20 protein-coding genes are annotated in these 26,506 nt (G+C 54.9%); 12 read left to right on the top strand and 8 right to left on the bottom strand.

From position 1 onward, the window contains the following. Positions 1–47 precede the first annotated feature (47 nt). A complete protein-coding gene (locus F5984_RS14830) occupies positions 48–857 on the top strand; it encodes a hypothetical protein (RefSeq protein ID WP_246169022.1) in 810 nt (269 codons plus the stop codon). 35 nt (positions 858–892) lie between these two features. After that, entirely contained in the window at positions 893–1,669 is a 777-nt protein-coding gene (locus F5984_RS14825; RefSeq protein WP_152125003.1) for an alpha/beta hydrolase, read from the top strand. Positions 1,670–1,831: 162 nt separating this feature from the next. On the opposite strand, the gene F5984_RS14820 is transcribed toward F5984_RS14825, so the two are convergent. From F5984_RS14820 to F5984_RS14810, 3 genes are all read right to left on the bottom strand, one after another. Then, positions 1,832–2,851: an LLM class flavin-dependent oxidoreductase gene (locus tag F5984_RS14820; RefSeq protein ID WP_152125002.1), complete on the bottom strand. Its 1,020-nt coding sequence runs from the start codon at positions 2,849–2,851 to the stop codon at positions 1,832–1,834. Positions 2,852–3,486: 635 nt separating this feature from the next. Continuing rightward, the gene (locus F5984_RS14815) at positions 3,487–4,293 is read right to left on the bottom strand and encodes an SDR family NAD(P)-dependent oxidoreductase (RefSeq protein ID WP_152125001.1); all 807 of its coding nucleotides are present in this window, start codon (positions 4,291–4,293) and stop codon (positions 3,487–3,489) included. 44 nt (positions 4,294–4,337) lie between these two features. Continuing rightward, complete coding sequence (locus F5984_RS14810) at positions 4,338–4,718, bottom strand: hypothetical protein (RefSeq protein WP_152125000.1); 381 nt, start codon at positions 4,716–4,718, stop codon at positions 4,338–4,340. 409 nt (positions 4,719–5,127) lie between these two features. Here F5984_RS14810 and F5984_RS14805 point away from each other — a divergent pair, with 409 nt between their 5' ends. The 3 genes from F5984_RS14805 (at position 5,128) to F5984_RS14795 (ending at position 11,297) form a co-directional block, all read left to right on the top strand. After that, positions 5,128–8,142, top strand: a complete 3,015-nt coding sequence (locus F5984_RS14805) for a SusC/RagA family TonB-linked outer membrane protein (RefSeq protein ID WP_152124999.1) — start codon at positions 5,128–5,130, stop codon at positions 8,140–8,142. 13 nt (positions 8,143–8,155) lie between these two features. Next, positions 8,156–9,655 (top strand): RagB/SusD family nutrient uptake outer membrane protein, encoded by a 1,500-nt coding sequence (locus tag F5984_RS14800; protein WP_152124998.1) that lies wholly within the window; start codon positions 8,156–8,158, stop codon positions 9,653–9,655. A gap of 232 nt (positions 9,656–9,887) precedes the next feature. Next, complete coding sequence (locus F5984_RS14795) at positions 9,888–11,297, top strand: glucoamylase family protein (protein ID WP_152124997.1); 1,410 nt, start codon at positions 9,888–9,890, stop codon at positions 11,295–11,297. Positions 11,298–11,385: 88 nt separating this feature from the next. Here F5984_RS14795 and F5984_RS14790 read toward each other — a convergent pair whose 3' ends face one another. After that, a complete protein-coding gene (locus tag F5984_RS14790) occupies positions 11,386–13,017 on the bottom strand; it encodes an ABC-F family ATP-binding cassette domain-containing protein (protein WP_152124996.1) in 1,632 nt (543 codons plus the stop codon). A 135-nt stretch (positions 13,018–13,152) separates the two neighbouring features. Between F5984_RS14790 and F5984_RS14785 the strand changes: the two genes are divergently transcribed. The 3 genes from F5984_RS14785 to F5984_RS14775 all read left to right on the top strand — a co-directional run bounded on the left by F5984_RS14785 (position 13,153) and on the right by F5984_RS14775 (position 16,040). Then, positions 13,153–13,659 (top strand): Uma2 family endonuclease, encoded by a 507-nt coding sequence (locus F5984_RS14785; protein WP_246169021.1) that lies wholly within the window; start codon positions 13,153–13,155, stop codon positions 13,657–13,659. A 64-nt stretch (positions 13,660–13,723) separates the two neighbouring features. Beyond that, a complete protein-coding gene (locus F5984_RS14780) occupies positions 13,724–14,569 on the top strand; it encodes an SDR family NAD(P)-dependent oxidoreductase (RefSeq protein WP_152124995.1) in 846 nt (281 codons plus the stop codon). A 124-nt stretch (positions 14,570–14,693) separates the two neighbouring features. After that, the gene (locus F5984_RS14775) at positions 14,694–16,040 is read left to right on the top strand and encodes a M24 family metallopeptidase (RefSeq protein ID WP_152124994.1); all 1,347 of its coding nucleotides are present in this window, start codon (positions 14,694–14,696) and stop codon (positions 16,038–16,040) included. A 5-nt stretch (positions 16,041–16,045) separates the two neighbouring features. Here F5984_RS14775 and F5984_RS26755 read toward each other — a convergent pair whose 3' ends face one another. From F5984_RS26755 to F5984_RS14765, 3 genes are all read right to left on the bottom strand, one after another. Then, entirely contained in the window at positions 16,046–16,282 is a 237-nt protein-coding gene (locus tag F5984_RS26755) for a hypothetical protein (RefSeq protein ID WP_246169020.1), read from the bottom strand. 68 nt (positions 16,283–16,350) lie between these two features. Next, on the bottom strand, positions 16,351–16,977 hold the full coding sequence (locus tag F5984_RS14770) for a TIM barrel protein (protein WP_246169019.1): 627 nt from the start codon (positions 16,975–16,977) through the stop codon (positions 16,351–16,353). A gap of 88 nt (positions 16,978–17,065) precedes the next feature. Continuing rightward, positions 17,066–18,178, bottom strand: coding sequence for a glycoside hydrolase family 88/105 protein (locus F5984_RS14765; protein ID WP_152124993.1), 1,113 nt, complete (start codon positions 18,176–18,178; stop codon positions 17,066–17,068). A gap of 126 nt (positions 18,179–18,304) precedes the next feature. Between F5984_RS14765 and F5984_RS14760 the strand changes: the two genes are divergently transcribed. The 4 genes from F5984_RS14760 to F5984_RS14745 all read left to right on the top strand — a co-directional run bounded on the left by F5984_RS14760 (position 18,305) and on the right by F5984_RS14745 (position 25,545). After that, positions 18,305–19,804, top strand: coding sequence for a Gfo/Idh/MocA family protein (locus tag F5984_RS14760; protein WP_152124992.1), 1,500 nt, complete (start codon positions 18,305–18,307; stop codon positions 19,802–19,804). A gap of 208 nt (positions 19,805–20,012) precedes the next feature. Continuing rightward, positions 20,013–22,037, top strand: coding sequence for a 1,4-alpha-glucan branching protein GlgB (glgB, locus tag F5984_RS14755; protein WP_152124991.1), 2,025 nt, complete (start codon positions 20,013–20,015; stop codon positions 22,035–22,037). Positions 22,038–22,130: 93 nt separating this feature from the next. After that, entirely contained in the window at positions 22,131–23,543 is a 1,413-nt protein-coding gene (locus F5984_RS14750) for a hypothetical protein (RefSeq protein ID WP_246169018.1), read from the top strand. Between the two features lie 40 nt (positions 23,544–23,583). Then, positions 23,584–25,545: a sialate O-acetylesterase gene (locus F5984_RS14745; protein ID WP_152124990.1), complete on the top strand. Its 1,962-nt coding sequence runs from the start codon at positions 23,584–23,586 to the stop codon at positions 25,543–25,545. 7 nt (positions 25,546–25,552) lie between these two features. Here F5984_RS14745 and F5984_RS14740 read toward each other — a convergent pair whose 3' ends face one another. Then, positions 25,553–26,455 carry an alpha/beta fold hydrolase gene (locus tag F5984_RS14740; protein WP_246169017.1) on the bottom strand — a complete coding sequence of 301 codons (903 nt, stop codon included), beginning with the start codon at positions 26,453–26,455 and terminating at the stop codon, positions 25,553–25,555. Positions 26,456–26,506 lie beyond the last annotated feature (51 nt).

Here is a 26,506-nt window from a genome sequence, read left to right as displayed (position 1 = left end):
CTATACTCCTCGATTTGGGATTTGCCCGATTCTTTATCCATTCACGTATGCCGTTTCGTGTCGCCTTTATCCGATTCCTGCTAGTCATTATGGTTTACGCCCCTCACCTGGCCATAGGGCAAGCGCAGCGGGCGGTCGAAATTCGGCGGTATGCCGTGGGGCAAGTGCAGCAGGGCGTGGCTGTCGACAAGGCGTTTTTCTACGTTATCAACAACCATTCGCTCACGAAGCACGATAAAAAAGACGGACGTCAGGTGGCGGCCTGGCAAGACAGCACGGGCCTGCTCAAGCACATGAACAGCGGTTTGGTGCGGGGCAATACCCTCATTTGTACGCATTCAAACTACCCCGATGTGCCCATGACCAGTTCTATTGAGCTGTTCGACACGCGCACGTTGCGGCACGTAGATACCCATAGCTTTGGGCTCATGCCCGGTTCTGTAACCTGGGCCGATTTTTACCGGGGCCATTGGTGGGTAGCCTTTGCCAACTACTCCAATAAAGCGTCGGCCGAGGGGCGCGACAACCGCTGGACCATGCTGGTGAAATACACGCCCGACTGGAAAGCGGTAGAATCCTGGACCTTTCCAGCCCCGGTGCTTCAGGCATTTTCGCCCTATAGCACTTCCGGCGGAAGCTGGGGGCCCGACGGGCTCCTGTATTGCACAGGGCACGACAAACCCGAACTGTACGTACTTAAACTGCCCGACCGTGGCTCGGTGCTGCAATACGTAAAAACGATTCCGACGGTAAGCGAGGGACAGGCGTTTGCCTTCGACCGGAGCGTGACCGGTACGCTTGTTCTGTACGGTATCACCCGCAAAGGCAACGAGGTCATTGTATCGGAGATTCGATAAAGACTCGTTGCTGACTCTTAACTAATGCTACGCGTATGTTTCGCACCATTGAGCTGTCGGACCCCCGCTTTGAGCACGAGGGCCTCCGTTCTGTAACCGTCAAAACACCAAACCTGCGTGGGCGGGGCGATATTACGTTTTGGTCGCCCGAAGGGTTTGATGCCGATACGCCCTTGCCGCTCGTGATTCTGCTACATGGGGTGTATGGTAGTCATTGGGCCTGGAGCCTGAAAGCGGGTGCTCACCGCACCGCCGACCGGCTCATACGGGCGGGTCAATTGCCGCCGTTTCGGTTGGCTATGCCCTCCGATGGCCTTTGGGGTGATGGCAGCGGATATCTGCCGCATAATGGGTATGGGTTTGACCGCTGGATAATCGACGATGTGCCGGCGGCTTGTCCGGGGGCGGTTTCATCGCGGTTCGTCGCGGGTTTGTCGATGGGTGGGTATGGTGCCTTACGACTCATGGCCCGTTATCCCGAACAGTTTCGGGCGGCTTCGGGGCTATCGTCGATCACAGAATTGACGCAGATGGCCGATTTTGTCGAAGAGCCCCTCGATGTGTACCGACAAGCCGATCCGGCCGACGAATCGGTGGGGGCGTTGTTGCTCCGAAACCGTGACCGGTTGCCCCCGTTCCGGTTCGATTGCGGCACCGACGATACCTTGTTGCCCGCCAACCAAACCCTGCACGAAACGCTCACGCAAGCCAGTATCCCGCACGAATACGCCGAATACCCCGGCGGGCACGAATGGCCCTATTGGGAAACGCATCTGGAAGATACCCTGCTGTTTTTCGGGCGGTATATGTAGCGCAAAATAGAGATGCGCAGAACAGAGATGACATCTTTCCAAACAAGATGTCATCTCTACAGCTGAATAGTCCGAAAAAAGCATTTTCCCGACTCTTTGCTCGGGCGAGCGATGTCATCTTTCTGAATAAGACGACATCGCATGGGGCTCTTCATAAATTAATTACACGAGTTGGACCGTAGCTTGCTGAGCCAGAGCATCGCGCACGTGTGCGGTCAGTTCAAATGACCGGAGCCGGGCCGTGTGGTCGTAAATCTGAGCCGTGGTAATCAGTTCGTCGGGTTGGGTTTGGGCGATAAATCGCTCCAGCCCCTGCTGCACCGTCTCGGGGGAGCCCACCACCGCGTAGCGTAGCGCCTGATTGATACCCGCCTGTTCGGCTGCGTAGCTGAGCAGTTCGGGATGGTCGATCGGTGGGGGCAGTAAGCCCGGTGTGCCTGTTCGGAGATTGATAAACTGTTGCTGAACCGATGTAAACAGCCGTTGAGCCTCGACGTCGGTATGGGCAGCTACTACATTGATAGCCAGCATCAGATACGGTTTTGCCAGATTTTCAGATGGCTTGAACTGACTCCGATATATATCAATAGCCTGCATGAGCGCGTTCGGGGCAAAGTGCGACGCAAACGCAAACGGCAGACCCAGCAAAGCCGCCAACTGCGCCCCAAACAAGCTCGAACCCAGAATCCAGACCGGCACATTAAGCCCCGCGCCGGGCACGGCCCGGATTGCCCCATCGTCGGCTGCGGGCTGGAAATACCGCTGTAACTCCACTACATCCTGCGGAAATGTGTCGGGGCCAGTCAGGTTCCGGCGGAGAGCCCGCGCGGTGAGCTGATCGGAGCCGGGAGCCCGGCCTACACCCAGATCAATTCGGTTCGGGTACAGCGAGGCCAGGGTGCCAAACTGCTCGGCAATAACCAATGGCGAGTGGTTGGGGAGCATAATTCCGCCCGAGCCCACCCGAATGGTTTGGGTGCCTCCGGCCACGTAGCCAATGGCCACGGCTGTAGCGGCACTCGCTACGCCGGTCATGTTATGGTGTTCGGCCAGCCAGTAGCGGTGGTAGCCCCAGCATTCGGCGTGCTGAGCCAGATCGAGCGTGTTGCGGAGGGCCTGCGCGGCTGTGCTGCCCATTGGAACAGGGGCCAGATCAAGTATCGAAAACGGAATGGATGCCATAATTGGAAATACAAAAACGGTCGTTGAGAAAATAACCCGGTTGGCAATGGCCCGTCGGGTGTGTTTCTGGATAACATCAGGCGAGGGCGAATGAGTGCCCGGCGTAGCGTAACCGAGCTGTAGAAGTGGGAGCGGAGGGGGAGGCTTCTCCCGATCAATGACCGGGAGGAGGCCCGCTTTCTAACCTATGAAGACTAATTGACCGGATACGAATCCAGACTATATACGTCGACAAGGAGGAATAAGGCTATTGCTCAATGTGAATTTGTGTGAAATTCCTCTTTACGAGTTGATTAGCCGAAAATTTCCTCCAGAGTACTCAGTACCGGACATTAGATGTTGGACATTAACGTTAGACCTCCCTACAGAATGTTATTAAGTCTAACGTCTAATTGTATTGGGTGACAAGGCTGTTCTCGCAAGGAACCACTGGCAGGGAGTGTACAGGACAGCCAAAAGGAGAACAACCTTATCACTCAATACATCTAATATCTGAATGTCCAGTACTGAATCCAGACTAACAAGGGGCGTATGGCTTCGAGAAGTTGGTCAGCTGACTGGATGAAAACCAATTGGGCACCCCAAAAAAAACAGTCAGGTTTGGGGCCTGACTGTTGATACCATTCAATGGTGTTCTACATCTTCCTGAACTGCCGCATCTTTTTCTCGATAAACTCAGTAGCATAGCGCGGATTGAACCGGTAGAGCAGATCGAGGAAACGGGCGTCAGAGCCGACCGTAACCCGGAATCGGTTAGTTTCTATCGCGTCCAGAATTGCCCCGGCGGCTTTGTCGGCAGGCATCGGTTTTATCGAGCTACTTTCTGTGCTTGCCTTGGGCGTGCCCAGCCCCGAATTTTCGGTGATGTTAGTGGCAATGGCCCCCGGAAATACCACCGTGACCCGCACATTGGTACCGATTAGCTCAGCATATAGCCCCTCGGTAAACAGCTTTACGGCTGCTTTAGCTGCGCCGTAGATTGTTTGGCCGGGTACGGGCAGAAACCCGCCCATACTTGAAATGTTGACGATGTGGGCTTCGGGGCGTTGCAGAAACGAGGGCAGAAATGCCCGCGTCAGGTACAGCGTACCGTAAAAGTTGACGTTGAACACCCGGTTAATTTCGTCGGTGGTCAGCTCGGTTACGGGTTTAAACGGTTGAATAATGCCCGCATTATTGATGAGCCCATCGGCCGGGTGGCCAAAGTGAGCGGCAACGGTTTCGGGAAAGGCATCGACTCCGGATTTGTCGGCAATATCGAGCGTAAATCCCCTGAATCGGTCACTGCCAACCCCTGCCAGTTGGCCCGTTTGGGTAAGGGCATCGGCATGAATGTCGACCCCGGCAACGCGTGCCCCTTTTTGCAGTAGTTGGAGGGTCAGTTCCCGACCGATACCGCTGCCTGCCCCGGTCACGATCACCAATTTATCCTGAAGTTTCATGAATGTGGGATTACTGTGAATGAGGCTGTTGCCCAGGCCGCAAATTATTTAACCCGCTTGGCGGTAGCATCAAAGCTCATAAGGGAGCCTTTCAACGTGTTCTCGTCTGATTTTTCCAGATCAATCGAAATTTCGTCGCCTTGTGAGGAGCTGAAATAAATAGTGAGTTTGTTGCCGTTCTCAACCACTCGGGTGATGGGGCGCTTGCCGTTTGTATCATCGGCCAGTACTAGGTCGCCAGTGAGTTTGCCCTCTTTCCGAATCAGTTCGGTCTGGAATTTGACATCGCCCCGTGGGGTGCCTACAACGGCAATTTCCCATTTGCCCGCGAAAAAATCGGGTGTGGCCGGGGTAGTTGATTGAGCAAAGCTGGTGGCGGTCAGGCCCAGCACGAAAACAAACAGAAACAACAGGGAGCGTTGCATTGGACTAAGGGTTTAACGGTGAAATGAACGATTCTGGTCGGCGGAAAGGCCTTGGTTGAAGGCCGAGGTTCCAAACCGGCTGGTAAATATAAACCTCATTTTTCTATTATCTATATTTGAGATAATAATTTAACCGTAAGAAATACAGTCGATTCACGCGCACTGAATCAGTCTGCCCAGTTTATAGAGAACGACGCCGTAAAGCCGCTTCAACCTACCCTATAAGGCCTCATTACTCAGTCGTATTTCGGTTCAAAAAGCCGTTTCTGGCCATTCAGCTGGTATTTAATAAAATTTTTATCCCTAAGCGGCTGATTCATTGTTGATTGGATGTGACTATATAGATCAAATGTATAATGAGCCTATTGGTCGCTTATATTTGCCCCCCTATTTTCAAATTAACTCACGTATGAGAACACTCGCTTACATCTTAACAGGATTATGGCTCGTCGTATGCGGTCGTGTTTATGCACAGGATCAGCAGGTTACGGGTCGGGTGGTTAGCAAAACCGATGGACAGGGGTTACCCGGTGTCAGCGTCCTGGTGAAAGGGACCACTACTGGCACCGCCACCGATGTGAACGGTAACTTTGGGCTCAATGTGCCGAGTGGGGCGGTGCTCCAGTTTAGCATGATTGGCATGACGAGTCAGGAGGTACCGGTGGGTAATCAGACGGTCATTAACGTTCAATTGGCCGACGATGCCCGCGCCCTCGAAGAGGTGGTCGTAGTTGGCTACGGCACCCAGCGCAAAATAGACGTGACGGGCTCCGTGGCGCAGGTGAAAGGTGAAGAACTGGCCCGCCAACCGGTGCTGTCGGCCACGCAGGCCCTACAAAGCAAGGTATCGGGGGTGCAGATTATCAACTCCGGCGCACCGGGGCAGGCACCTGTTGTTCGGATTCGGGGTACGGGTACGCTCCTGGGCGGTGCTGACCCGCTGTACGTAGTCGATGGCATTATTACCGAAGATATTCGCAACATCAACACGGCCGACATTACCTCCGTCGACGTGCTGAAAGATGCCTCTGCCACGGCTATCTACGGGGTTCGGGCGGCCAATGGGGTAGTGCTCATCACAACCCGGCGCGGTAAAACCGGCGCACCGAGCGTAACCTACGATGGGTATGTGGGCATCCGAACGCCCGCTTACCGGGTGCGCATGGCCGATTCGGAGTTATTTGCGGCCTACAGCAACGAGGCTGTCCGGTACGATAACCCCACGGCCCCGCTTCCATTCGACCCGGCCACGGCTACGGCTACTAACACCGATTGGTTCAAGGCTATTACCCGCACGGGCTTCCAGCAAAACCACGCGCTCTCGGTGAGCGGAGGTACCGACCGGTCGACGTACCTTTTCAGTGCGGGCTACTTCACCGAAAAAGGGATTCTGAAAGGTTCGGACTACAACCGCCTGACGCTGCGGCTCAACAACGAGTACACCTTGACGCCCGCTTTCAAGCTGGGGCATAACCTGAGCCTGGCCAACGACAACTCGAACCTGACCGGTACCAGCGACCCGGCTTTACCCAGTACGGCGGCTTTTTCGGCGTTTACCAATGCCTACAAGCAAGCTCCAACCGTACCCGTGCGCAACGCCGATGGTAGCTATGGGTTTACCTCGCGCAATAACGTGGCCAACCCTGTGGCTCAGCTCGATTACACCAACTACCGCTCGCGCGGACTGCGGTTACAAGGGTCGTTTTACGGGAATCTGACGGTTTTCAAAAAGGTAACGCTGCTCTCTAACTTTGGTATCGAAAGCAATGGTAGCCGGGCCTACACGTACAACCCGGTGTATCAGGTGTCGGCCAATCAGCGCAACCTGATCAGCGCGCTCAACACGGGCCGGTCGAACAGTGCACGCTGGTTATGGACCAACACGGCGGAATACAACAGCACGTTTGCCGAAAAGCATACCGTGAAGATTCTGGCTGGTTACGTGGCCGAGCGGTTTCAAGATAATATCCTGAGCGCAGCCCGGCAGGACGTACCCCCGCAGTCGAACTATTTCTACCTGAACACCGGCAACGCGTCGACGGCAACCAACTCCGAGTCGGGCAGTATTCAAACCCGGCAGTCGTACATTGGGCGGGTCAATTACAACTATTCTGACCGGTATCTGCTCACGGCTACGGCCCGTTACGATGGGTCGAGTAAATTTCCGACCAATAACCGTTGGGGGTTCTTCCCGTCGGTGGGGGTAGGCTGGGTACTGAGCGAAGAGCCATTCCTGCGCGGTAAAACCCCGTTCGACCAGCTCAAGGCGCGGGTAAGTTGGGGTAAAACCGGTAACGACCGCATCAGCCCTAGCGCGTTTTTATACACCATTGCCAGTGGTCTCGATTATGCGTTTGGGGCGAATCAGACCCTGCAACAGGGCCGCACCATTACTAACCTGATTGACCCGAACCTACGTTGGGAGGTGACCACCGGCACCGACATCGGCCTGGAATTTGCTTTGGCCCGCAACCGCCTGACCGGTGAGTTCACCTATTACAACAAGCGGACAACCGACGCGCTTTTTACCCGCCCCATTGATGCCATTTTTGGTGATGTCGACGGCTCGTACCTGACCAATGCTGCCAGTGTGCGCAACCGGGGGTTTGAGTTTGCCCTCAACTGGCGCAACAATGCGACCAACGGGTTTTCGTACAACGTGGGCGTCAACGCGACCATCAACCGCAATCAGCTTGAAGACGTACAGGGCGGGCTGCCTATCAATGAGGGGGGCCTGGGCAACGGACAGTTTACCACCCGTACCGCCGTGGGGCAACCTATCGGGAGTTTCTGGGTCTGGCAAACCGATGGTATTTTCCAGACGCAGGAAGAGGTGAACAACACCCGCGCTAAAGTTCAGGGTACCAAGCCCGGTGATTTTCGCTACGTAGACCAGAATGGCGATGGGGTCATCGACGACAACGACCGCGTGTTTGTGGGCTCGTACCAGCCTAAGCTGTACTTCGGGGTAAATGGTGGCTTTACGTACCGTAATTTCGATTTCTCGACAGACTGGTACGCCAACTTTGGCAACAAAGTCTACAATGGCAAAAAAGCCCAGCGCTTTGGTAATGAAAATATTGAAGCGTCGCGCGCTGACCGTTGGACACCTGCCAACCCCAGCACCACCGAGCCACGGGCCAGTAATGCCGTGCCCATTGCCTCGACGTACTATGTGGAGTCGGGCTCGTTTTTCCGGGTCAATAACGTGACGCTGGGCTACACCTTACCGCGCGAGCTGGTATCGAGCCTAAAAGTAAGCCGGGTTCGGTTCTACGTAACGGCACAAAACGCCCTGACCATCAAGGCATTTTCGGGGTACACACCCGAGCTGCCCGGCTCTAACCCCCTCAATGCCGGTATCGAGTTGAGCACGTACCCAGTCACGTCGGCTTATCTGGCAGGTTTGAACATTGGCTTTTAAGTAAACAACGCAGATGAAAACGCTTCAAAATATTCTAACCTACGCCTGTGTTGGCGGTCTTTTGGTTGCGGGTGGCTGTTCGCAGTCGTTTCTCGATGTGCCTCCGCAGGGTCAGCAAACACCCACGGATTTCTTTTCGAGCAATGCCGACGCGGCTACGAGCTTGGTGAATGCGGTGTATGCCAAAATGGTCGACTGGAATTTTCACTCGTTCTCGTGGAATGGTATCACCAGCATTGCCTCCGACGATGCCGACAAGGGCAGCTCGCCCGGCGATACCGGCACTGATAAAGATCAGCTCGATAACTTTTCGTTTACCCCGTCGAGCATTTCGTTCAACGAAGTGTGGGGTGGGCATTACGAAGCCATTGCCCGCGCTAATCAGGCGCTGGACAACCTGCCTGCTCTGAGCATCAACGATACGCTCAAAAACCGGCTTATTGGCGAGGCCAGTTTTTTGCGCGCCTATTTTTACTTCAATCTGGTGCGTGCGTTTGGCGGAGTGCCGCTGATTACTAAAGTGGCCGACCCAACCAGCCAAAGCGATATTCAGAACGGGCGCGTACGGTCTACAGCCGCTCAGGTGTACGCCCAAATCGAAACTGATCTGAACACAGCCATTGCTAACCTGCCCGAAAAGTCGCAGTACAACGCGGCCGATTTGGGTCGGGTGTCGAAAGGGGCCGCCAAAACGCTGCTGGCGAAGGTGTCGATGTACCAGAAAAAATGGGATGTGGTGCTCCGGCTCACCGACGAGGTAATTGCCTCCGGGCAGTACTCGCTCCTGCCTAACTATGGCGAACTCTGGCGCGAGTCGTCGGAGAACGGAGTCGAATCGATTTTTGAGATTCAGGGCCGGGGCGTAACGCCCAACAAAGGGGTACAAGGGTATTTTGAGTCGCAGGGCGCACGGGGCGAAAACGGCTGGGGTTGGGGTTTTAACACACCGTCCGAGGATCTGGCCAAAGCCTACGAAACAGGTGACACGCGCCGGACGGGGACCATCATAGAGCGCGGCACCACTCTCTGGGATGGCCGCGTAGTGAGCCCCAATGCCGAAAATCCGCGGTACAACTACAAGGCTTACGTGAGTTTTACGCGCGAAACCAACAATGGTAATACATGGGAAACAGGCAAAAACGTACGGGTACTACGGTATGCCGAAGTACTGCTGATGAATGCCGAAGCCGCCAACGAGCTGGGGCAGTCGGCCAAAGCCCTGACCGCCCTCAACCGGGTTCGGGCGCGGGCGCGGGGTGGAGCTACGGGCGTTTTGCCCGACCTGACCTCGACCGTGCAAACCAACCTGCGGCAGGCTATCTGGCGCGAACGCCGGGTCGAGCTGGCCTTCGAACACGACCGGTACTTCGATCTGGTGCGTCAGGGGCGGGCCGCTGAGGTGTACCGGGCGCTGGGCAAAAACTTTGTGGCCGGTAAGCACGAACTGTTCCCGATTCCGCAGCCGCAAATTCAGCTCAGCGGGGGGCAGCTAACTCAGAATCCGGGGTATTAAGATGGGCCTGGTTCTTAGTTTTTAGCTTGAGTTTTATTCAACTTGTTATTTTAACGTGAGTTGGGGGTGATATGGATTGTAACTGTCTGTAGTACAGATTTTGCTATCGAAGGCCTACGCGTCGGTAATTTCCTATAACTCACGTTATCTTAGCAGAGATGACATTTCTCCAAGCGAAATGTCATCTCTGTGCTTTATAGTCGGCTGACAGCTGGCTTTATACCTTTCTTTCATGAAGCAACTCCTTATTTTATGCCTTCTGGGTGGCTGTGTTCAGTTGGCGCGCTGCCAGTCCCGACCGCAAACGGTGCTCCCGACCATGCCTGCATTTAGCCTGTCGGGGAGCGATGCGACGTTTCTGGATAGTCTGCAACGCGACACGTTTCGGTACTTCTGGGAGACAACAAATTCGCAAAACGGCCTCGTGTCCGACCGAGCCCCCACCAACTCCTTTGCCAGCATTGCCGCTGTTGGGTTCGGCCTGACCTCGTACCTCGTGGGCGTGGAGCGGGGGTACATCACACGGGCGCAGGCCGCCGAGCGAACCCTGCAAACACTCCGTTTTTTTGCCAACGCACCCCAGTCCGAACAGGCGGCAGGCGTGGCCGGTTACAAAGGGTTTTTCTACCATTTTCTGGATATGAAAACGGGCGCACGCTTCAAGCAGGTCGAATTATCGACTATCGACACGGCGTTGCTGTTGGGTGGGATTCTGAGCGCGCAAACCTATTTTGACGGCAACACCCCGGCCGAAACTGAAATCCGTCAGTTAGCTGATCTTATCTACGGTCGCGCCGATTGGACCTGGTTTTTGAACAAAGATAAGTTCGTGTCGATGGGCTGGCACCCGGAGTCAGGGTTTATCAAGAGCGACTGGCGGGGCTACAACGAAGCCATGTTGTTGTACGTACTGGCGCTGGGCTCGCCCACGCATCCGCTAGAGCCAGCCGTATGGCGGGCGTGGACCCAATCGTACCCATGGGCTACGTTCTACGACCAGCCGCACGTCAACTTCGACCCCTTGTTTGGGCATCAGTATTCGCACGTCTGGATTGATTTTCGGGGTATCAAAGACGAGTACATGCGGGGGCGGGGTATTGATTACTTTGAAAATTCGCGCCGGGCTACCTACGCCAACCGGGCTTATTGCATGGCTAACCCCGCCCGCTGGCAAGACTACGGCCCCACTATTTGGGGGCTTACCGCCTGCGACGGTCCGAAAGATACACTCGTGAACGGCCGACAGTTCTTTTCGTACCGGGCGCGCGGGGCTGCCAGCACGCAGATTGTAGACGACGGCACCATTGCCCCCACAGCCGCGGGTGGGTCGATGGCCTTTGCACCCGAAATTTGTTTGCCCGCCCTCCGGGCAATGAAAACCCGCTATGGCTCAAAGCTGTACGGCCCGTACGGCTTTCGCGATGCTTTTAACCCGACGTATCGGTACCGGGCTTTGTCGGCCAACGGGTCTACGGCTCAGGGCTGGTTCGACATCGATTATCTCGGCATTGATCAGGGGCCGATTTTGCTCATGGCCGAAAACCTGCGTTCGGGCTTTATCTGGAAACTGATGCAGAAGAATCCGCATATCCGACGGGGGCTGGTGAAGGCGGGCTTCACGGGCGGCTGGTTAGAGCAGTAAGGGCCGTGCCTGCAAACGCAAAAGCGTCTGGTTTTAGGCCAAGGGTGGCCCAGAACCAGACGCTTTTGGCGTTTGCTCTAATTCAATTTTACACCGCAGCGCCGTACAGCTCCTCGCGTTGCTGTTTCACGCGGGCGTCGGAAATGAACTCATCGTAAGTCATCAGCTTGTCGAGTACACCGTTCGGGGTAATCTCGATAATGCGGTTGGCAATAGTCTGCACAAACTGGTGATCGTGCGAGCTGAACAACACCGGTCCTTTAAACTCGATCAGACCCCGGTTTTCGGCTTCGATGGATTCGAGGTCGAGGTGGTTGGTCGGCTCGTCGAGCATGACCACATTAGCCCCCGAAAGCATCATTTTCGACAGCATACACCGCACTTTTTCGCCCCCGGAAAGTACCGACGATTTCTTCAGCGACTCTTCGCCCGAAAACAGCATCCGACCCAGAAAACCCCGGATAAAGCTTTCGTCTTTTTCTTCCGAATATTGCCGCAGCCAGTCAACCAGATTCAGGTCGTTCTGGAAAAAGGATTCACGGCCAGCATCATTGGGGAAATACGCCATCGTGATTGTTACACCCCAGCGGAATGTTCCCGAGTCGGCTTTGCGCTCGCCCGCCAGAATATCCATCAGGGCCGTGACTGCCAGACCATCGCGGCTGTAGAGGAAAATTTTGTCGTTCCGCCCAACCGTAAACGACAGGTTTTCGAACAGCTTAGTGCCGTCTTCGGCCGTGTACGACAGGCTCTCAACGGTCAGAATCTGATCACCAACTTCACGTTCGGGCTTGAAGTTGATGTATGGGTACTTCCGCGACGAAGGGGCGATATCGTCAATCGTGAGTTTTTCGAGCAGCTTGGCCCGGCTGGTTGCCTGCTTCGACTTCGATGCGTTGGCCGAGAAGCGCCGGATAAACTCTTCCAGTTCTTTCCGCTTGTCTTCAACTTTCTTGTTCTGATCCTGCCGCTGACGGAGGGCCAACTGGCTCGATTCGTACCAGAACGAGTAGTTGCCTGCGTACATTTTCACCTTCGAGAAGTCAATGTCCACAATGTGCGTACAGACCTGATCGAGGAAGTGACGGTCGTGCGAAACCACGATGACGGTATTCTTGAAGTTGGCCAGATAATTTTCGAGCCAGATACTCGATTCAACGTCGAGGTTGTTGGTTGGTTCGTCGAGCAGCAGAATGTCGGGGTTGCCAAACAGAGCCTGCGCCAACAGCACCCGCACCTTTTCCGAACCGTTGAGGTCGGTCATCTGGGCGTAGTGCATATCTTCTTTGATGCCCAGCCCCGAGAGCAGCGTAGCCGCGTCTGACTCGGCATCCCAGCCGTTCATTTCGGCAAACTCGGCTTCCAGTTCGGCGGCCCGCTCGCCATCGGCATCGGTAAAGTCGGTTTTAGCATAGAGGGCGTCTTTCTCCTGCGTAATGTCGTACAGGCGCTGGTTACCCATGATGACGGTTTGCAACACCGGGAACTCATCATAAGCCGACTGATTTTGTTTGAGCACCGACATGCGCTGCCCGGTCGGGATGGATACTGAGCCGGTTTGGGGCTCAATTTCACCCGAAAGAATTTTCAAAAACGTTGATTTACCGGCGCCATTGGCCCCGATTACGCCGTAGCAATTGCCCGGCGTAAACTTGATATTAACATCGTCGAACAAAACTCGCTTGCCATAGCGCAGCGAGACGTTAGATACATTGACCATGATTGCTGAATTGAACCGCAAAGATACGGAATTTTAGCTGTTTACAGGTCGTTTTGGCCCGAATACCTGTACGAATGCCCCTGTCGAAACGGCCCGTTTTTTTGTATTTTTGACCGTAAACCAGCAATTTCAGTTATGGCCTCGATTACCAGTCTTGACCAACTTGATCCCAACAAGCAATACACCTATGCCGATTACCTGACCTGGCAGTTTTCGGAGCGGGTTGAACTGATTTGGGGGTATGTCCGGAAAATATCGGCCCCAAATCGTCGGCATCAAAAAATTGTCAGTGATTTGCATGGCAACACATGGATGTACTTGCGTGGAAAGCCATGTCGGGTTTATCAGACCCTTTTTGATGTACGCTTACCTCGGAAACACAAGGTAACAAACGAGGAAATTGCCACCGTGACGCAGCCGGATTTATGTGTTATCAGTGACCCGACAAAGTTGGATACCGCAGGGTGCAAGGGAGCACCGGACTGGGTTATTGAAGTACTGTCGAAGGGTAATACCAATAAGGAAATGAAGGAAAAGTTCGAGGCTTACGAGGAAGCAGGTGTCAGAGAATACTGGATCGTACAACCTGCTTATGACAACGTACTGGTTTACACGCTTCAGGATGGAAAGTTTCAGGCGTAACCTCCTCTTTTTTCTGACGAAATAGTTAGTTCCCATATTTTTCCTGACCTCACAATAGACCTTAATGAAGTCTTCGCTGACTAATTCCGTAATTCTGATTACCGGGGCTGCGTCGGGTATCGGCCGCTCGTTGGCTATTCAAGCGGCCCAACTCGGGGGGCAGGTAATCGCTACCGATATTAACGAGGCTGGCCTGGCCGAGACAAACCAACTCGCGGGAGGGGGCCTGATGCTGCACCGGCTCGACGTGGCTGATGCCGACGCTATTCCGGCCTTCGCCAGTCGGGTAATCCCGACGTTGGCCGGGCGGCCGCTTATTCTGGTCAACAACGCGGGCGTGGCCCTGAACAGCGGTCCGTTTTCCGAAACATCGGCCGAGGAGTTCGACTGGCTGTTGAGCATCAATCTATTTGGTGTAATTCGGATGACGCGGGCGTTTTTGCCGTATATGCTCGAACAAAGCCGATCGGGTGGGGGAGGGAGCCACCTTGTCAACCTGTCGAGTGTGTTTGGCTTTGCCGGTATTCAGGGGCAATCGGCCTACTGCACGGCCAAATTTGGGGTACGGGGCTTTACCGAAACCCTGCGTATGGAGCTGATGGGCACCGGCGTAGGCGTTAGCTGCGTGCATCCGGGCGGTATCGACACCAACATTGCCCGAGCGGCCCGGCGGGGAGCAAGTGGCTACGTAACCGACGCCATGCACGCGCAAACCACTACAAGCTTTAAGCAAATGGCCCGTACCTCGCCCGACGAAGCGGCCCGGCAGATCTGGACGGGCGTACGGCAGGGCGATACCCGCATTGTAATCGGGGCCGACGGACGGCTTATTGACTGGCTCACCCGTTTGTTGCCCAAATCGTACACCCGCCTGTTTAAGCGGCAGCTCGAAAAAACCTTTACCCCGTAGCCCTAGCGCGGTAATCTGCTCTCTTTCCCGAAAAACTGTTCCTCCGGTGTAGGAGATACGCCCGGTCTGATTCATTTTTGGACTTGTGGACACCTTATGTTACCCACCCCCTTCAGAAACAACCATGACTAAACACATTTATCTTTCCTTCATTCTCCTGTTTTCCTTCGCTTTCTCCTTTGCCCAAACGCCAACCGCCATCCTCTCTGAGCGCGACCGGGCCCGGTTTGTGGATGAGGTACTGGAAGACCGGTTTCAGAATCTGTTGCCGACACTGATGCGCCGGGAGGGTATCGATATGTGGGTGATTATTTCCCGCGAATACAACGAAGACCCGGTGCTTAAGACCATGCTACCCGCCAATTGGCTATCGGCGCGTCGGCGGACAATTATGGTGTTTTTTGACAATGGGAAAGACGTAGAACGGCTCGCCATTGCCCGCTACGATGTGGGTAATCTGCTCAAAGGCGAATGGAACATCGATGTGCGGCCTAATCAGTGGGATGCCCTCATTGATATTATCCAGAAGCGCAACCCTAAAAAAATCGGCCTGAACTTTTCCGAGCATTACGCCCACGCGGACGGCCTGACGTTTACCGAGCAAAAAGAATTTACAGCTAAGCTACCCGCCGATCTGCAAAAGCGGCTTGTGTCGGCCGAGCGCCTGGCCGTAGGCTGGCTCGAAACCCGCACCGAAAAAGAAATGGCGGTGTACCCGCTTATCTGCCGGTTGTCGCATCAAATAGTGCAGGAGGGACTATCCGAAAAAGTGATTCAGCCGGGAATCACCACCACCGATGACGTGGTGTGGTGGTATCGTCAACGGGTCACAGAACTGGGACTCGATACGTGGTTTCACCCGACAGTCGATATTCAGCGGGCCGACGACGCCAAGTTTGATCATCTCCGTACGTTTGCCAAGCGTCCCTCCGGCGAGGTCATCATGCCCGGCGATTTGCTGCATGTTGACTTTGGCATCACGTACCTCCGCCTGAACACCGATCAACAACAACATGCCTACGTGCTTCGCCCCGGTGAAACGGAGGTGCCTGCGGCTATTCGGGAGGCTTTTCGGCAGGGTAACCGGTTACAGGATATCCTGACCGAGCGGTTTCAAACGGGCAAATCGGGCAATCAAATTCTGCGCGAAGCCCTGGAGCAGGCCGGGAAAGAAGGCATTCGGGGTACCATTTACACCCACCCGATTGGGAGTCATGGTCATGCGGCTGGCCCAACCATTGGGATGTGGGATCAGCAGAAAGGCGTGCCCGGCTCCGGCGACTACCCGTTGTTTCCCAACACCGCCTACTCGATTGAGCTAAATGCCGCTGTCGACGTGCCCGAGTGGCGAAAAACGATTCGGATTATGCTCGAAGAAGATGGCGCATTTGATGGTAAATCGTTCCGGTACATCGACGGGCGGCAGACCGAAATCTACACGATTCCGCGCACGCTGGGCTACGTGAAGTAAGGGGGCTACCCCAGCGGAATCTGAAGCTCGGCGGCTTTGCGGATCATAAACTGCCGGGCTTCATCATAGGCTTCGGGCGTGCTGAGGTGCTCAAGCATGAGCGGTACGGCCTGCGGGAGAGCGGTTACGTTGCGGAGGTAAGCCGTGTAATCCATACCTCCTCGGCCCGGTGCGGTTTCGGCAAAGTGTCCATCCTTGCCCACAATATCTTTCGCATGGGCCGACACAATCCAGCGGCCCAACTTCCGAAAGGTATCGTTAATCAGTGCTGTATTCTGGTAGTACCGGCCCGGTGTGTTGATGATGTTGGCTATGTCGATGTGCGCTCCAAAAGCAGCCGGTCGATCGCTTTGATGAATTTCAGGTACGAGTCGGCACTGTCGGGCAGGCTCCAGCCCATCATTTCGAGGGCAAATCGGGTACGTTTGGGCTTCACGGCGTCGATCACCTTCCGGCAATTTTCAACGGTAGCCTCAAAAAACTCGTTTGACAGATTTCGAGCGTCGGGGCCTGCCCAGTCGGTGGGGTTAAACGAGCCCGCGATATCAACACAGGTGAGCGCCCCCACGGCCTCTGCCAACGCGAGCCGCTCGGTCACGTACGCAAGGTTTTTTTGACGTTTCTGAGGGTCTGCATCGAGCATATTTACCCAGGCACCCACCTCGGCAATGATTACGTTTTGGGCCGCAAAGGCTTTCTCGATGGCTCGGATCCGGGCCGAGTCGCTCAGATCGACTTTGGGTACGTAGGCAGCGCTGTACTGCAACCGTCGGTGTTCGCGGGCGAGCTCGTCGGGGTCGTCAGATTTCAGAAAAATCGGGCCTCCCAACCGAAGTGCCTTTGGTGTGGTGCCATGGGCGAATGCAGGCGGCAATATAGCCCCGCCTGCCAAAATAGCCGAAGCCTGCAAAAAACGACGACGCGATACCGAAGTCATAAGCATTTTGGGGTTTGTTTTTCAAAGAGATGTCATCTCGTTTAGAGAGATGACATCTCTTTGAAAGATATACTTGCAAAAAAGCCTTCTACTTCAGTTTTAAAACCTCTGAGCCAGCCAGCAAAAAGGCTCCTGTGCCGTACACCTCCCAGCTATCGGCGCTGAAATTACGGCGTGGGTCGGCCCCAATGGGTTGTACCCAGCCCACCCGGCCTTCGGGCGAAACCAGCGCGTTGAGTGCCACCCAGGCTTTCCGAACGGCGGGCAGGTATTGCTTTTTGGGTAAAATACCCTGATTGATCCCCCACGCCAATGCATAGCAGTCGAAGCCCGAGCCCGAAGCCTCGCCACCGGGGTAGGCTGCCGGATCGAGCAGGCTCGACCGCCACAGGCCATCGGGTTGTTGTAAACCCAGCAGGCGCTCGCTCATTTGCTTGTACTGTTCGAGGTAAAACGCCCGGCTTGGGTGCTTCCGGGGGAGTTCGGTCAGGAGTTTAACCAGACCGCCCATTACCCACCCGTTGCCTCGCGACCAGAAAATCTTCTGCCCGTTGGCTTCGCGCTTACCCGTACCATCGGCGGCAATCAGGTACGACGCATCGCGGGCGTACAGCCGCTCTTCATTGTTATACAGGAGTTTGTACGTCTGCCGAAACAACGAGTCGTTGAACGTGAGCAACGACGGGTCTTTCAGTTCGTTGCTCAGCTGGGCCAGCACGGGCGGGGCCATAAACAAGGCGTCGCACCACCACCACGTGATACCATGCTTACGCACCTCGGGGCCCGGCACCTGCCGTAGTTTCTGCACGGTGTCGATGGTGGCCTGAATCATGCGTTTATCTTTTTTGAGCCGGTACAGGTTAATGTACGTCTGGCAAATGGCAATATCGTCGGCATGATCAAACCGGCGGCCGGGTTGCCAGCCGTTGCGTTCGCCCATGGCCATGAGTGAATCCAGAATTTTGGGTGATTTGGTCGTTTCATAAGCCGCCCATACCCCGGCATAAAACGCCCCGTTGGTCCAGTCGGTGAGTTTGTGTTTGGGGTGGGCCAATTGCCAGTCGGTAGCCCGAATCATGACATCGTGGATGTACGCTCGGTCGAACACATTGGGCGTGGCGGTTTGGGCCGAAACAGTCGGCGAAACGAGCGTAATCAGACCGGCCAGCAGGCCGGCAATTGGTAGATACAGGGACTTCATAGAAAGGAGAAAACAGTTGTGATGCAAAGCAACAAGACCTCCCTGATTTACCCGGTCGGGACCTGCGCAACCCGACGGGTATGTACACTCATTTTCGCGCTTTTAGCCACAAAAGCGTTTATAACGATGACATCTTCCCGGCGTACCTTTTTGCAGAAACTGACCGCAGCCTCGGCGCTGGCAGCTTCGGGCACGGTATCGAGCGTGATGGCCCGCTCCGGTGCCCCCGCCTATATTCCTAATCTGAAAAAAGTTAGCCCCAACGACAAAATCCGTATTGCCACCATCGGCATGGGAATTCAGGGCAACTACGACACCATGGCCGCCCTGCGTAACCCCGACGTAGAGCTGGTTGCCGTGGCCGATTTGTACGATGGTCGGCTCGAACACGCCAAAACGGCCTTTGCCAAAGACCGTGATCTGTTCACAACACGCGATTACCGCGAAATCCTGACCCGTTCGGACGTAGACGCCGTGCTTGTTGTGACACCCGACCACTGGCACGATCACATCACGATAGCGGCTCTCAAAGCGGGTAAAAACGTGTACTGCGAGAAGCCAATGGTGCACCATATTAACGAAGGCAAAGCGGTGATTGACGCCTGGAAAAAGTCGGGTAAGACCATGCAGGTAGGCAGTCAGCGGATTAGCAGTGCCGCGTTTCAGGAAGCCAAACGACTGGTGCAGGCTGGTGAGATTGGGGCCATCAACTACATTGAATCCAACAACGACCGGTTCAACGCCATAGGAGCCTGGAACTACTCGGTGCCGCCCGATGCCTCGGCCCAAACCCTCGACTGGGACCGGTTTTTGGGCGATGCTCCCAAACGGCCGTTCGAGGCCAAGCGGTTTTTCCGGTGGCGTAACTACCGCGATTATGGTACCGGCGTGGCAGGAGACTTGTTTGTACACCTCATTACGGGCGTCCATTTCGTGACCAATTCGCTCGGGCCGACGCGCATTTATTCATCAGGCAACCTGGCGTTCTGGAAAGACGGCCGCGATGTGCCCGATGTGATGACGAGTGTGATGGATTACCCCAAAACCGACGCCCACGAGGCTTTCCAGATGGTACTTCGGGTCAACTTTGCCAATGCCGGCAAGATTCAGAACGTAACCCGGATTATTGGCAACGAAGGGCAGATCGAGTTTTCGGAAAACAACCTGATTCTGACCAAGAAAAAGCTGCCTATTGCCCCAGGCTACGGGAATTACGACAGCTTTTTCACATTTACGGAACCGGTGCAGCAGGAGTTTGTACGCCAGTACGACGCCCAGTATCCGCCTGAGACCCGCAAGGCAGAACCCGCCAAAGAGGTGCGGTTCGATTCGCCCAAAACCGACGACGCTCATGCCCAGCATTTTGCCGATTTCTTCAAAAACGTGCGGGCGGGGAGTCAGGGCACCATCGAGGACCCCGTATTTGGTTTCCGGGCTGCAGCCCCTGTATTGGCCTGCAACGAAAGCTATTTTGAGCAGAAAGTAGTGCATTGGGACCCGGTGACCATGACGCAGAAAAATCCATCGGCACCAGCGGCCCGGCCTGGCGTGGCCCGGCCTAACGTGGCCCGGCCCGGCGCGCCCAGCCCTAAGGCAGCCGCTAAAAAACCGGTCGCTAAACGATAAGCAGGTCTCTGGCGGGTTCGTAAGGTCAGGTATTAGCCTAAAAACGAACAATCGAACCCGGCCTGTAGTACCTATTCAGGAGGGACAGTTGGCACCTTGCCCGCTGTCCCTTTTCAGTATCGGGCGATGGCCCCATTCATTTTTTGTTAACTTTCGGACTTCAATCCCGACCCTGCATGTCGGGATCAGACTGACTGTCAATTGACCTATGGCAAAACGCACTCCTGCTTCGGAACCGACCGGGCCTGTAAAGGCTTCTTCTAAAAAGAAAACGGCCCCCGAACCGACTCCCGCCAGTCCACAACCCGAATCTGTCGAAATCGCGGCCCCCAGCGGACCGTACTCCCGCTTTACTGATTTTGACATACACCTTTTCCGCGAAGGCAAGCACACCCGCCTATACGAGAAATTTGGCTCGCACGTGGTAGAGCACAACGGCGTGGTGGGTACCTACTTTGCTGTGTGGGCGCCTTCGGCCCGGTATGTGGCCGTAATGGGCGATTTCAACGGCTGGGATAAAGGCAGCCACCCCATGAATGTGCGCTGGGACTCGTCGGGTATCTGGGAAGTATTCATCCCGCATATCGGCAACGGCCAAACGTACAAGTACTTTATTGTGCACGAAAGCGGTCGGGAACTCGAAAAAGGTGATCCCTACGCGCACCTTTGGGAGGTACCACCCCTCACGGCCTCACGCGTGTGGGACACGTACTACGAGTGGAATGATGGCGAATGGATGCAGAGCCGGAAGGCCAAAAACGCCCTGAACGCGCCTATTTCGGTGTATGAGGTGCACCTGTCGTCGTGGCGTCGCGACCCGTCAAATCCTGAGCGGGAGCTGAGTTATGGCGAAATTGCCGACGCCCTTGTGCCGTATGTGCAGGAGATGGGCTTCACGCACGTTGAGTTTATGCCTGTGATGCAGTACCCGTATGCTCCCTCATGGGGCTATCAGATTACGGGTTACTATGCACCGAGTACCCGGTTTGGCTCTCCGCAGGATTTCATGGCCCTGATCGAAAAACTGCATCAGGCTGGCATTGGGGTGTTTCTCGACTGGGTGCCGAGCCACTTCCCCGGCGACGCGCACGGTCTCTACGAGTTCGACGGGTCGCACCTGTACGAACACCCTGATCCCCGTAAGGGCTACCACCCCGACTGGAAATCGTATATTTTCAACTACGGCCGCAACGAGGTCCGGTCGTTTCTCTTGTCCAATGCCCTGTTCTGGCTCGACCGGTTCCACGCCGACGGCCTGCGCGTTGATGCCGTAGCGTCGATGCTGTACCTCGATTATTCGCGGAATGCGGGCGAGTGGGAACCCAATATGTTTGGTGGACGCGAGAATCTGGATGCCATCTCGTTGTTCAAGGAGCTAAACCTGGCGGTGTACGAGCAGTTTCCCGATGTGCAGACCATTGCCGAGGAGTCGACAGCCTTTCCGGGCGTGTCGCGGCCGGTGTACGCCGGTGGTCTGGGCTTCGGTATGAAGTGGATGATGGGCTGGATGAACGACTCGCTCCGGTACTTTGAGCGTGACCCCGGCTACCGCAAGTTCCATCAGTCGGAGTTTACGTTCAGCACGGTGTACGCGTTTACCGAAAACTTTATGCTGCCCCTTTCGCACGACGAGGTTGTGTACGGCAAGCATTCGCTGGTGAACAAAATGCCCGGCGACGAGTGGCAGCGGTTTGCTAACCTGCGGCTCCTGTTCTCGTACATGTTTACCCACTCGGGCACTAAGCTCCTGTTTATGGGGGGCGAGTTTGGACAAACCGCCGAGTGGAAATTTGATACCAGCCTCGATTGGCATTTGCTCGACCATGCTCCCCATAAAGGCATGGCCGAATGTGTGAAAGCCCTCAATAAGCTTTACCGTTCGGAACCGGCCCTGTTCGACCGGACCTTTACCGAAGATGGATTCGAATGGATTGACACGACGGATCGGGAAAACAGTATTGTGACCTACGCCCGCAAAGGCAACGACCCGGCCGAGGTATTGGTGGTGGTACTCAACATGACACCCGTTCCCCGAACTAACTACCGAATCGGAGTGCCCACAGCAGGTACGTACGTGGAACTGTTCAACTCCGACGACCGGGCTTTTTACGGCAGTGGCGTAGGCAATGCTGAGCCGGTAACAGCACAGGCATCGCCCTGGCATGGTAAAGACAATTCGCTCGAAATCAATATACCACCTTTGGGGGCTGTTGTTCTGAAAGCGAAGGCCTGAGCGGCTTAATCACTAAAATAAAAAGGCAAAACCTACCTTAGCAGGTGGGTTTTGTCTTTTTATGTAATTTGGTGAGTTCTAAATCCGATAGTCGTGACGCCCAACGCTACCCAGACCACTTCCGCACAACCTCAAGACGGCGAAAAGCCGCAGCCGTTAGCCAGTACTCAATCGGTGATGTCGGCCCATGACCAGGAGAAACTACGCGATCTCACCTCACAAAGCTGGAACATGGAGTTGGCCATATCCGGGGTCGCCATGTTTGCCATTTTACAGCTCCCCGAGCTCCTCGACGTTCTGTTTGATTCCTTTCAGTACAATTTCAAGACCCAAACAGAGGGGATGCAGGGGCTGCTGCCGTCTCTGGCTTACAGTATGATCAGAGCCACGGGCAACGTACTCTTTCTGGCGTTTCTGATCAACTTTGTTATGCGGGCTTATTGGGTTGGCTTAGTGGGTCTATTGGCCGTGTATCCGTCTGGAATCCAGTATGATCGGCTACCGTTTATGTCGCAATTTGCCAAAGCAAAACTGGCGGATGACTTCGGGTCGCTCGATGGGTACATTCTCCGGCTCGACCGGCGGTGTAATATCGTTTTCGCATTGGCCTTTCAGTTTGTCTTTCTATTCATCTTTCTGGGGCTGATGTATTTAATGACCCTGTTGGTGTATTCTGTGTTGCGCCCGCTGCTTCCCCCGCCTGCGTGGGAGGTGGTGAAGATCGGAGGGGCTGTTCTTTTAGTCGTTTATGTTGGCATGAGCCTGGTTCTCAGCAATAAAAAGGTAATGGAACACCCGACCGGGACAAAGTTTCATTACCGATATATGAAATTCAACCAGTACCTGATGATGGGTCTCCACAAACCCTCGTCATACATCAGTAACACGTTTTACAGTAATCTGCCACAAAAATCAGTGATACGCACTATGGTCGTGGCGATGAGCCTATTCATGGTTGCATTTATTGTTGAGTACTTAAATGATATTTCCAGGACCAACCCACGCGTTTCTTTCTTTAACAGGAGACATTTGTACTCGGCACGGGTCGATAGCCTGTTTGTAAATACAAGCGTGTACGACAATCTGCGTGATGTGTCTGGGTACGTAGACGTAGCCGCGATTCAGGCCGATGTGATTCGCGAACCCTACATCCGTCTATTTATTGCTTACCCCAAGGCGCTCGATACTCTGTTTACGCGCGTTGCCAAAGAACCTGTCTTGTCGGATATTCTGTCGCGGCAGGAAATTCGCGAACGTTTGGCAGTCTGGAGGAACCGGGAGGTAAATCGCCTTCTACAGATAACCGTTAATGACTCACTGTATGCGCAGCCAGATTTACTTTTTTCGCAGCCCGGTGAACTTCAGCAACGGGGTTTTCAGACGGTTCTGGTACCTTCCAATCTGCGGACAGGCAAAAATATGCTCCGGGTGCGTGTGGTGAGTGGGTCGCCCGAAAAGACGAGGGAGATGATTGCGATCCCGTTCTGGTACGTGCCTGAAAAATAGGACTTAATCCTGCCAGATTCCTTTTTTACAACCCCATTCCATGCGACTACTTTTACCGTTTTTGCTGCTTGGCTTGCTGGTGAGTCTATCAGCTGATGCTCAGTTGGTAACGTTTTCTAAACTCCCTCAATCGTACCAGCTTTATCCCCGCAATGCGCAGTCGGTAGCGAGTGTACCCATAGCCGGGCGGGTGATACAAACAGGCTACAGCCGGGTAGCTGCACACATCTATCGAAACACAATATGGCAGGGGCGTCAGGTACAAACACTTGCTTATACGGGTGGTACGGCCCCGTTTTCGTTGTCGGCTACCATCCCCGCCGAACTGGCTCAGTATCGGGTAAAGGTTTATCTATATCCGGCAAACGCAACGGATTCGGTGCTGGTAGCCGACCGGCAGAATATTGTGGCCGGTGATGTATTCATTATTGCCGGGCAATCCAACGCATCGGCTTACGTACCAGCTGAAGAATACAGCTACCAAAATGAATATGTCCGAACGTTTGGTGTGTACGGGGAGAACTTCAATCTGGGTAGCTACAACCCGGCCGATACGCTCTGGACTACCTGTGGACTGACCCGGTCTACATCGGCAGGGGTATGGGGCATGGAGATGGCCCGGCGTATTATAGAGCAGTATGGGATTCCGGTTTGTATACTCAACGGGGCGGCCGGTGGAGCCGGTATTGAATACCTTAGCGTACGCAATGCGGGCGATCCCATGGATCTGAACACCAATCATGGACGCTTGCTTTACCGGGTGGCTAAAGGAGGTTTGCAGGGTGGGATAAAAGCATACTTTTTTCGGCAGGGTGAAAACGAAACGAGTGGTAATGCGCCAATCTGGCCGAGCAAATTCGAAGAGCTATACAGCAATGTGCAGCTCGACTTGCCGGGTATTAGCCGATTTTACCTGTTTCAGATTCATTTGCTGGGTGGGTTCAACGGAGCAACGGCCGTTTTTCGTGATTATCAACGCCGGGCTGGCGCCATACACGCGCCCATCCGAACCCACGCAACAGTGGGTACAATTGGGTACGATGGTATTCATTTCAGTGCCGCCGGGTACGCACAAACGGGTGCTGAGGTGTTTCGGCTCGTAGCCCGCGATTTTTACGGATCGACCGATACCGACCAGATTACCTCACCCAATGTGCAGAAGGTCTACTACACCAATGCCGCCCAAAGTGAGCTGGCCATTCAGTTTGAAGAAGGGCAACAAATGGTTTGGCCGGCCGATACTACCGTGCTGGACTACTACGGCAATCCGCTTACCCACGGGCTTCGCGATTGGCTCTGGCTCGATCAACAGGCCGGGCGCGTGGTGGCTGGTCGGGCTGTTGGAAATCAATTAATCCTGACGCTCGATGGCTCCCGTAGTGAGCAGAAAATGGCGTATCTACCGCCCAACTACGGAAATGGACAACCGCAGGCCGGTATTGCACGGGCTTTTCCGGGGCCGTTTATCCGAAACCGTCGGGGTCTGCGGGCGTTCAGTTTCTGGGAGGTGCCTATCGCGGCCCCGTTAGCTCCGCTTACAGGATTGGTTGCGACGGTAGTTTCTGGGACTGCTGTTCAGCTTACCTGGACCGATCATCCGGCTGAACAAGCATATATTCTCGAACGGAAACGACCCTTTGACCCCACTTTTCTGACGTTGGCACAGGTGCCTGCCAACACCACATCGTTTACCGATCTCTCCACCAATTATAACGTTACCTATCAGTACCGGCTTCGGGCTGTAACCCCACAGGCCGAGGCTGCCGCCGAAGCGTCGGCCACAATTGCCTGCCCGTCGGTAGGTGAGTTGGTCAGTGTGAAAACGGGCGGCTTCTCCGATGCCGCCACTTGGAACTGTGGCCGCGTGCCTACCGTAGCCGACCGGGTCCGCATCAGTGCGGGGCACCGGGTTGAAGTAGGGCAATTGGTGACAGTTGGGCGGTTGACGGTGGCTGGTACGCTACAATTTGGCGCAGGCGGTCAGGTCAGAATTGCTCCGTAGCCCGATGCTACTGACCACCCACCTGCGAGAGCGTACGAGGTAGTCGACTTTGATACAGGCTGTCGGCGGTGCTCACAAGCATTCCGCACATGAGGTCGGCGTGGGTGTTGGTGATTAGGTGACCCGCGTTGGGCAGCAAATGAAACCACGCTTTTTTGTTCGCGAGCATCCGCTTGGCAAAGGCTAGATTCCCCTGATCGATGAGCCAATCCTGCGCTCCCTGGACCACGGTTACAGGTGCCTGTACCTTCGACCAGTAGGGCAGTAGCCCCCGGAGTTGGTTGGCATGAGCGTATTTTTCGTAAGTCGCTAAGTTCAGCGACCGGGGCAGAAACGCCTGAATAAACGGCAGTCGGCCCCATTTGGAAAACCACCAGAACTTTTCGCGGTCGGGGTCGATAGCGGGCGAAATCAGGAACAGATGCCCTACTTTTTCGGGCACCAGTGTTGCTACGCGCACGGCAATGGGTGCCCCAAATGACCGGCCCAGTACAATGGCAGGTTGCCCCGAGCGATTGAGTGAAAGTGCCTTGGTGATGCTACGAGCCTGAAAGTCGATGCTCATGCGCGTACGGAGGTGCCGGGCGGGGCGACGTTGCCGCGATTTGCCGTACCCCGGCCGTTCTACCACCAACATCTGAAACCGCTGTTGCAGATAAGGGTCATCCATGGTGCGCAGGTACCCGTACCAGTTGCCAGGTGCCCCATGAATGAGAAGCAAAGGGGGAAGGGTATCGGCCCCGAGCGTAGCCACGAAGAGCTTGGTACTGTCGTCTTCGATCGTGTAAAATGTAGGCCGTGCTGTTTTGCCCGCGTAATGCTGCCGAATCTCACGCTCGGTCATACTAAAACGTCGGAAGCAACCCGTTAGGCAAAGTAGAAGAAGCAGGCAGCAGACAATTGGTTTCATTGAACGTGTCGCTTATTGGTACGGTAAATCTGACTCCTGAAAACGTTTGAG

The sequence above is a fragment of the Rudanella paleaurantiibacter genome (genome assembly GCF_009184635.1).
GTDB lineage: Bacteria > Bacteroidota > Bacteroidia > Cytophagales > Spirosomataceae > Rudanella > Rudanella paleaurantiibacter.
Note: the sequence above shows the minus strand (reverse complement) of the source record. Positions and strands in the feature narration are given on the sequence as shown.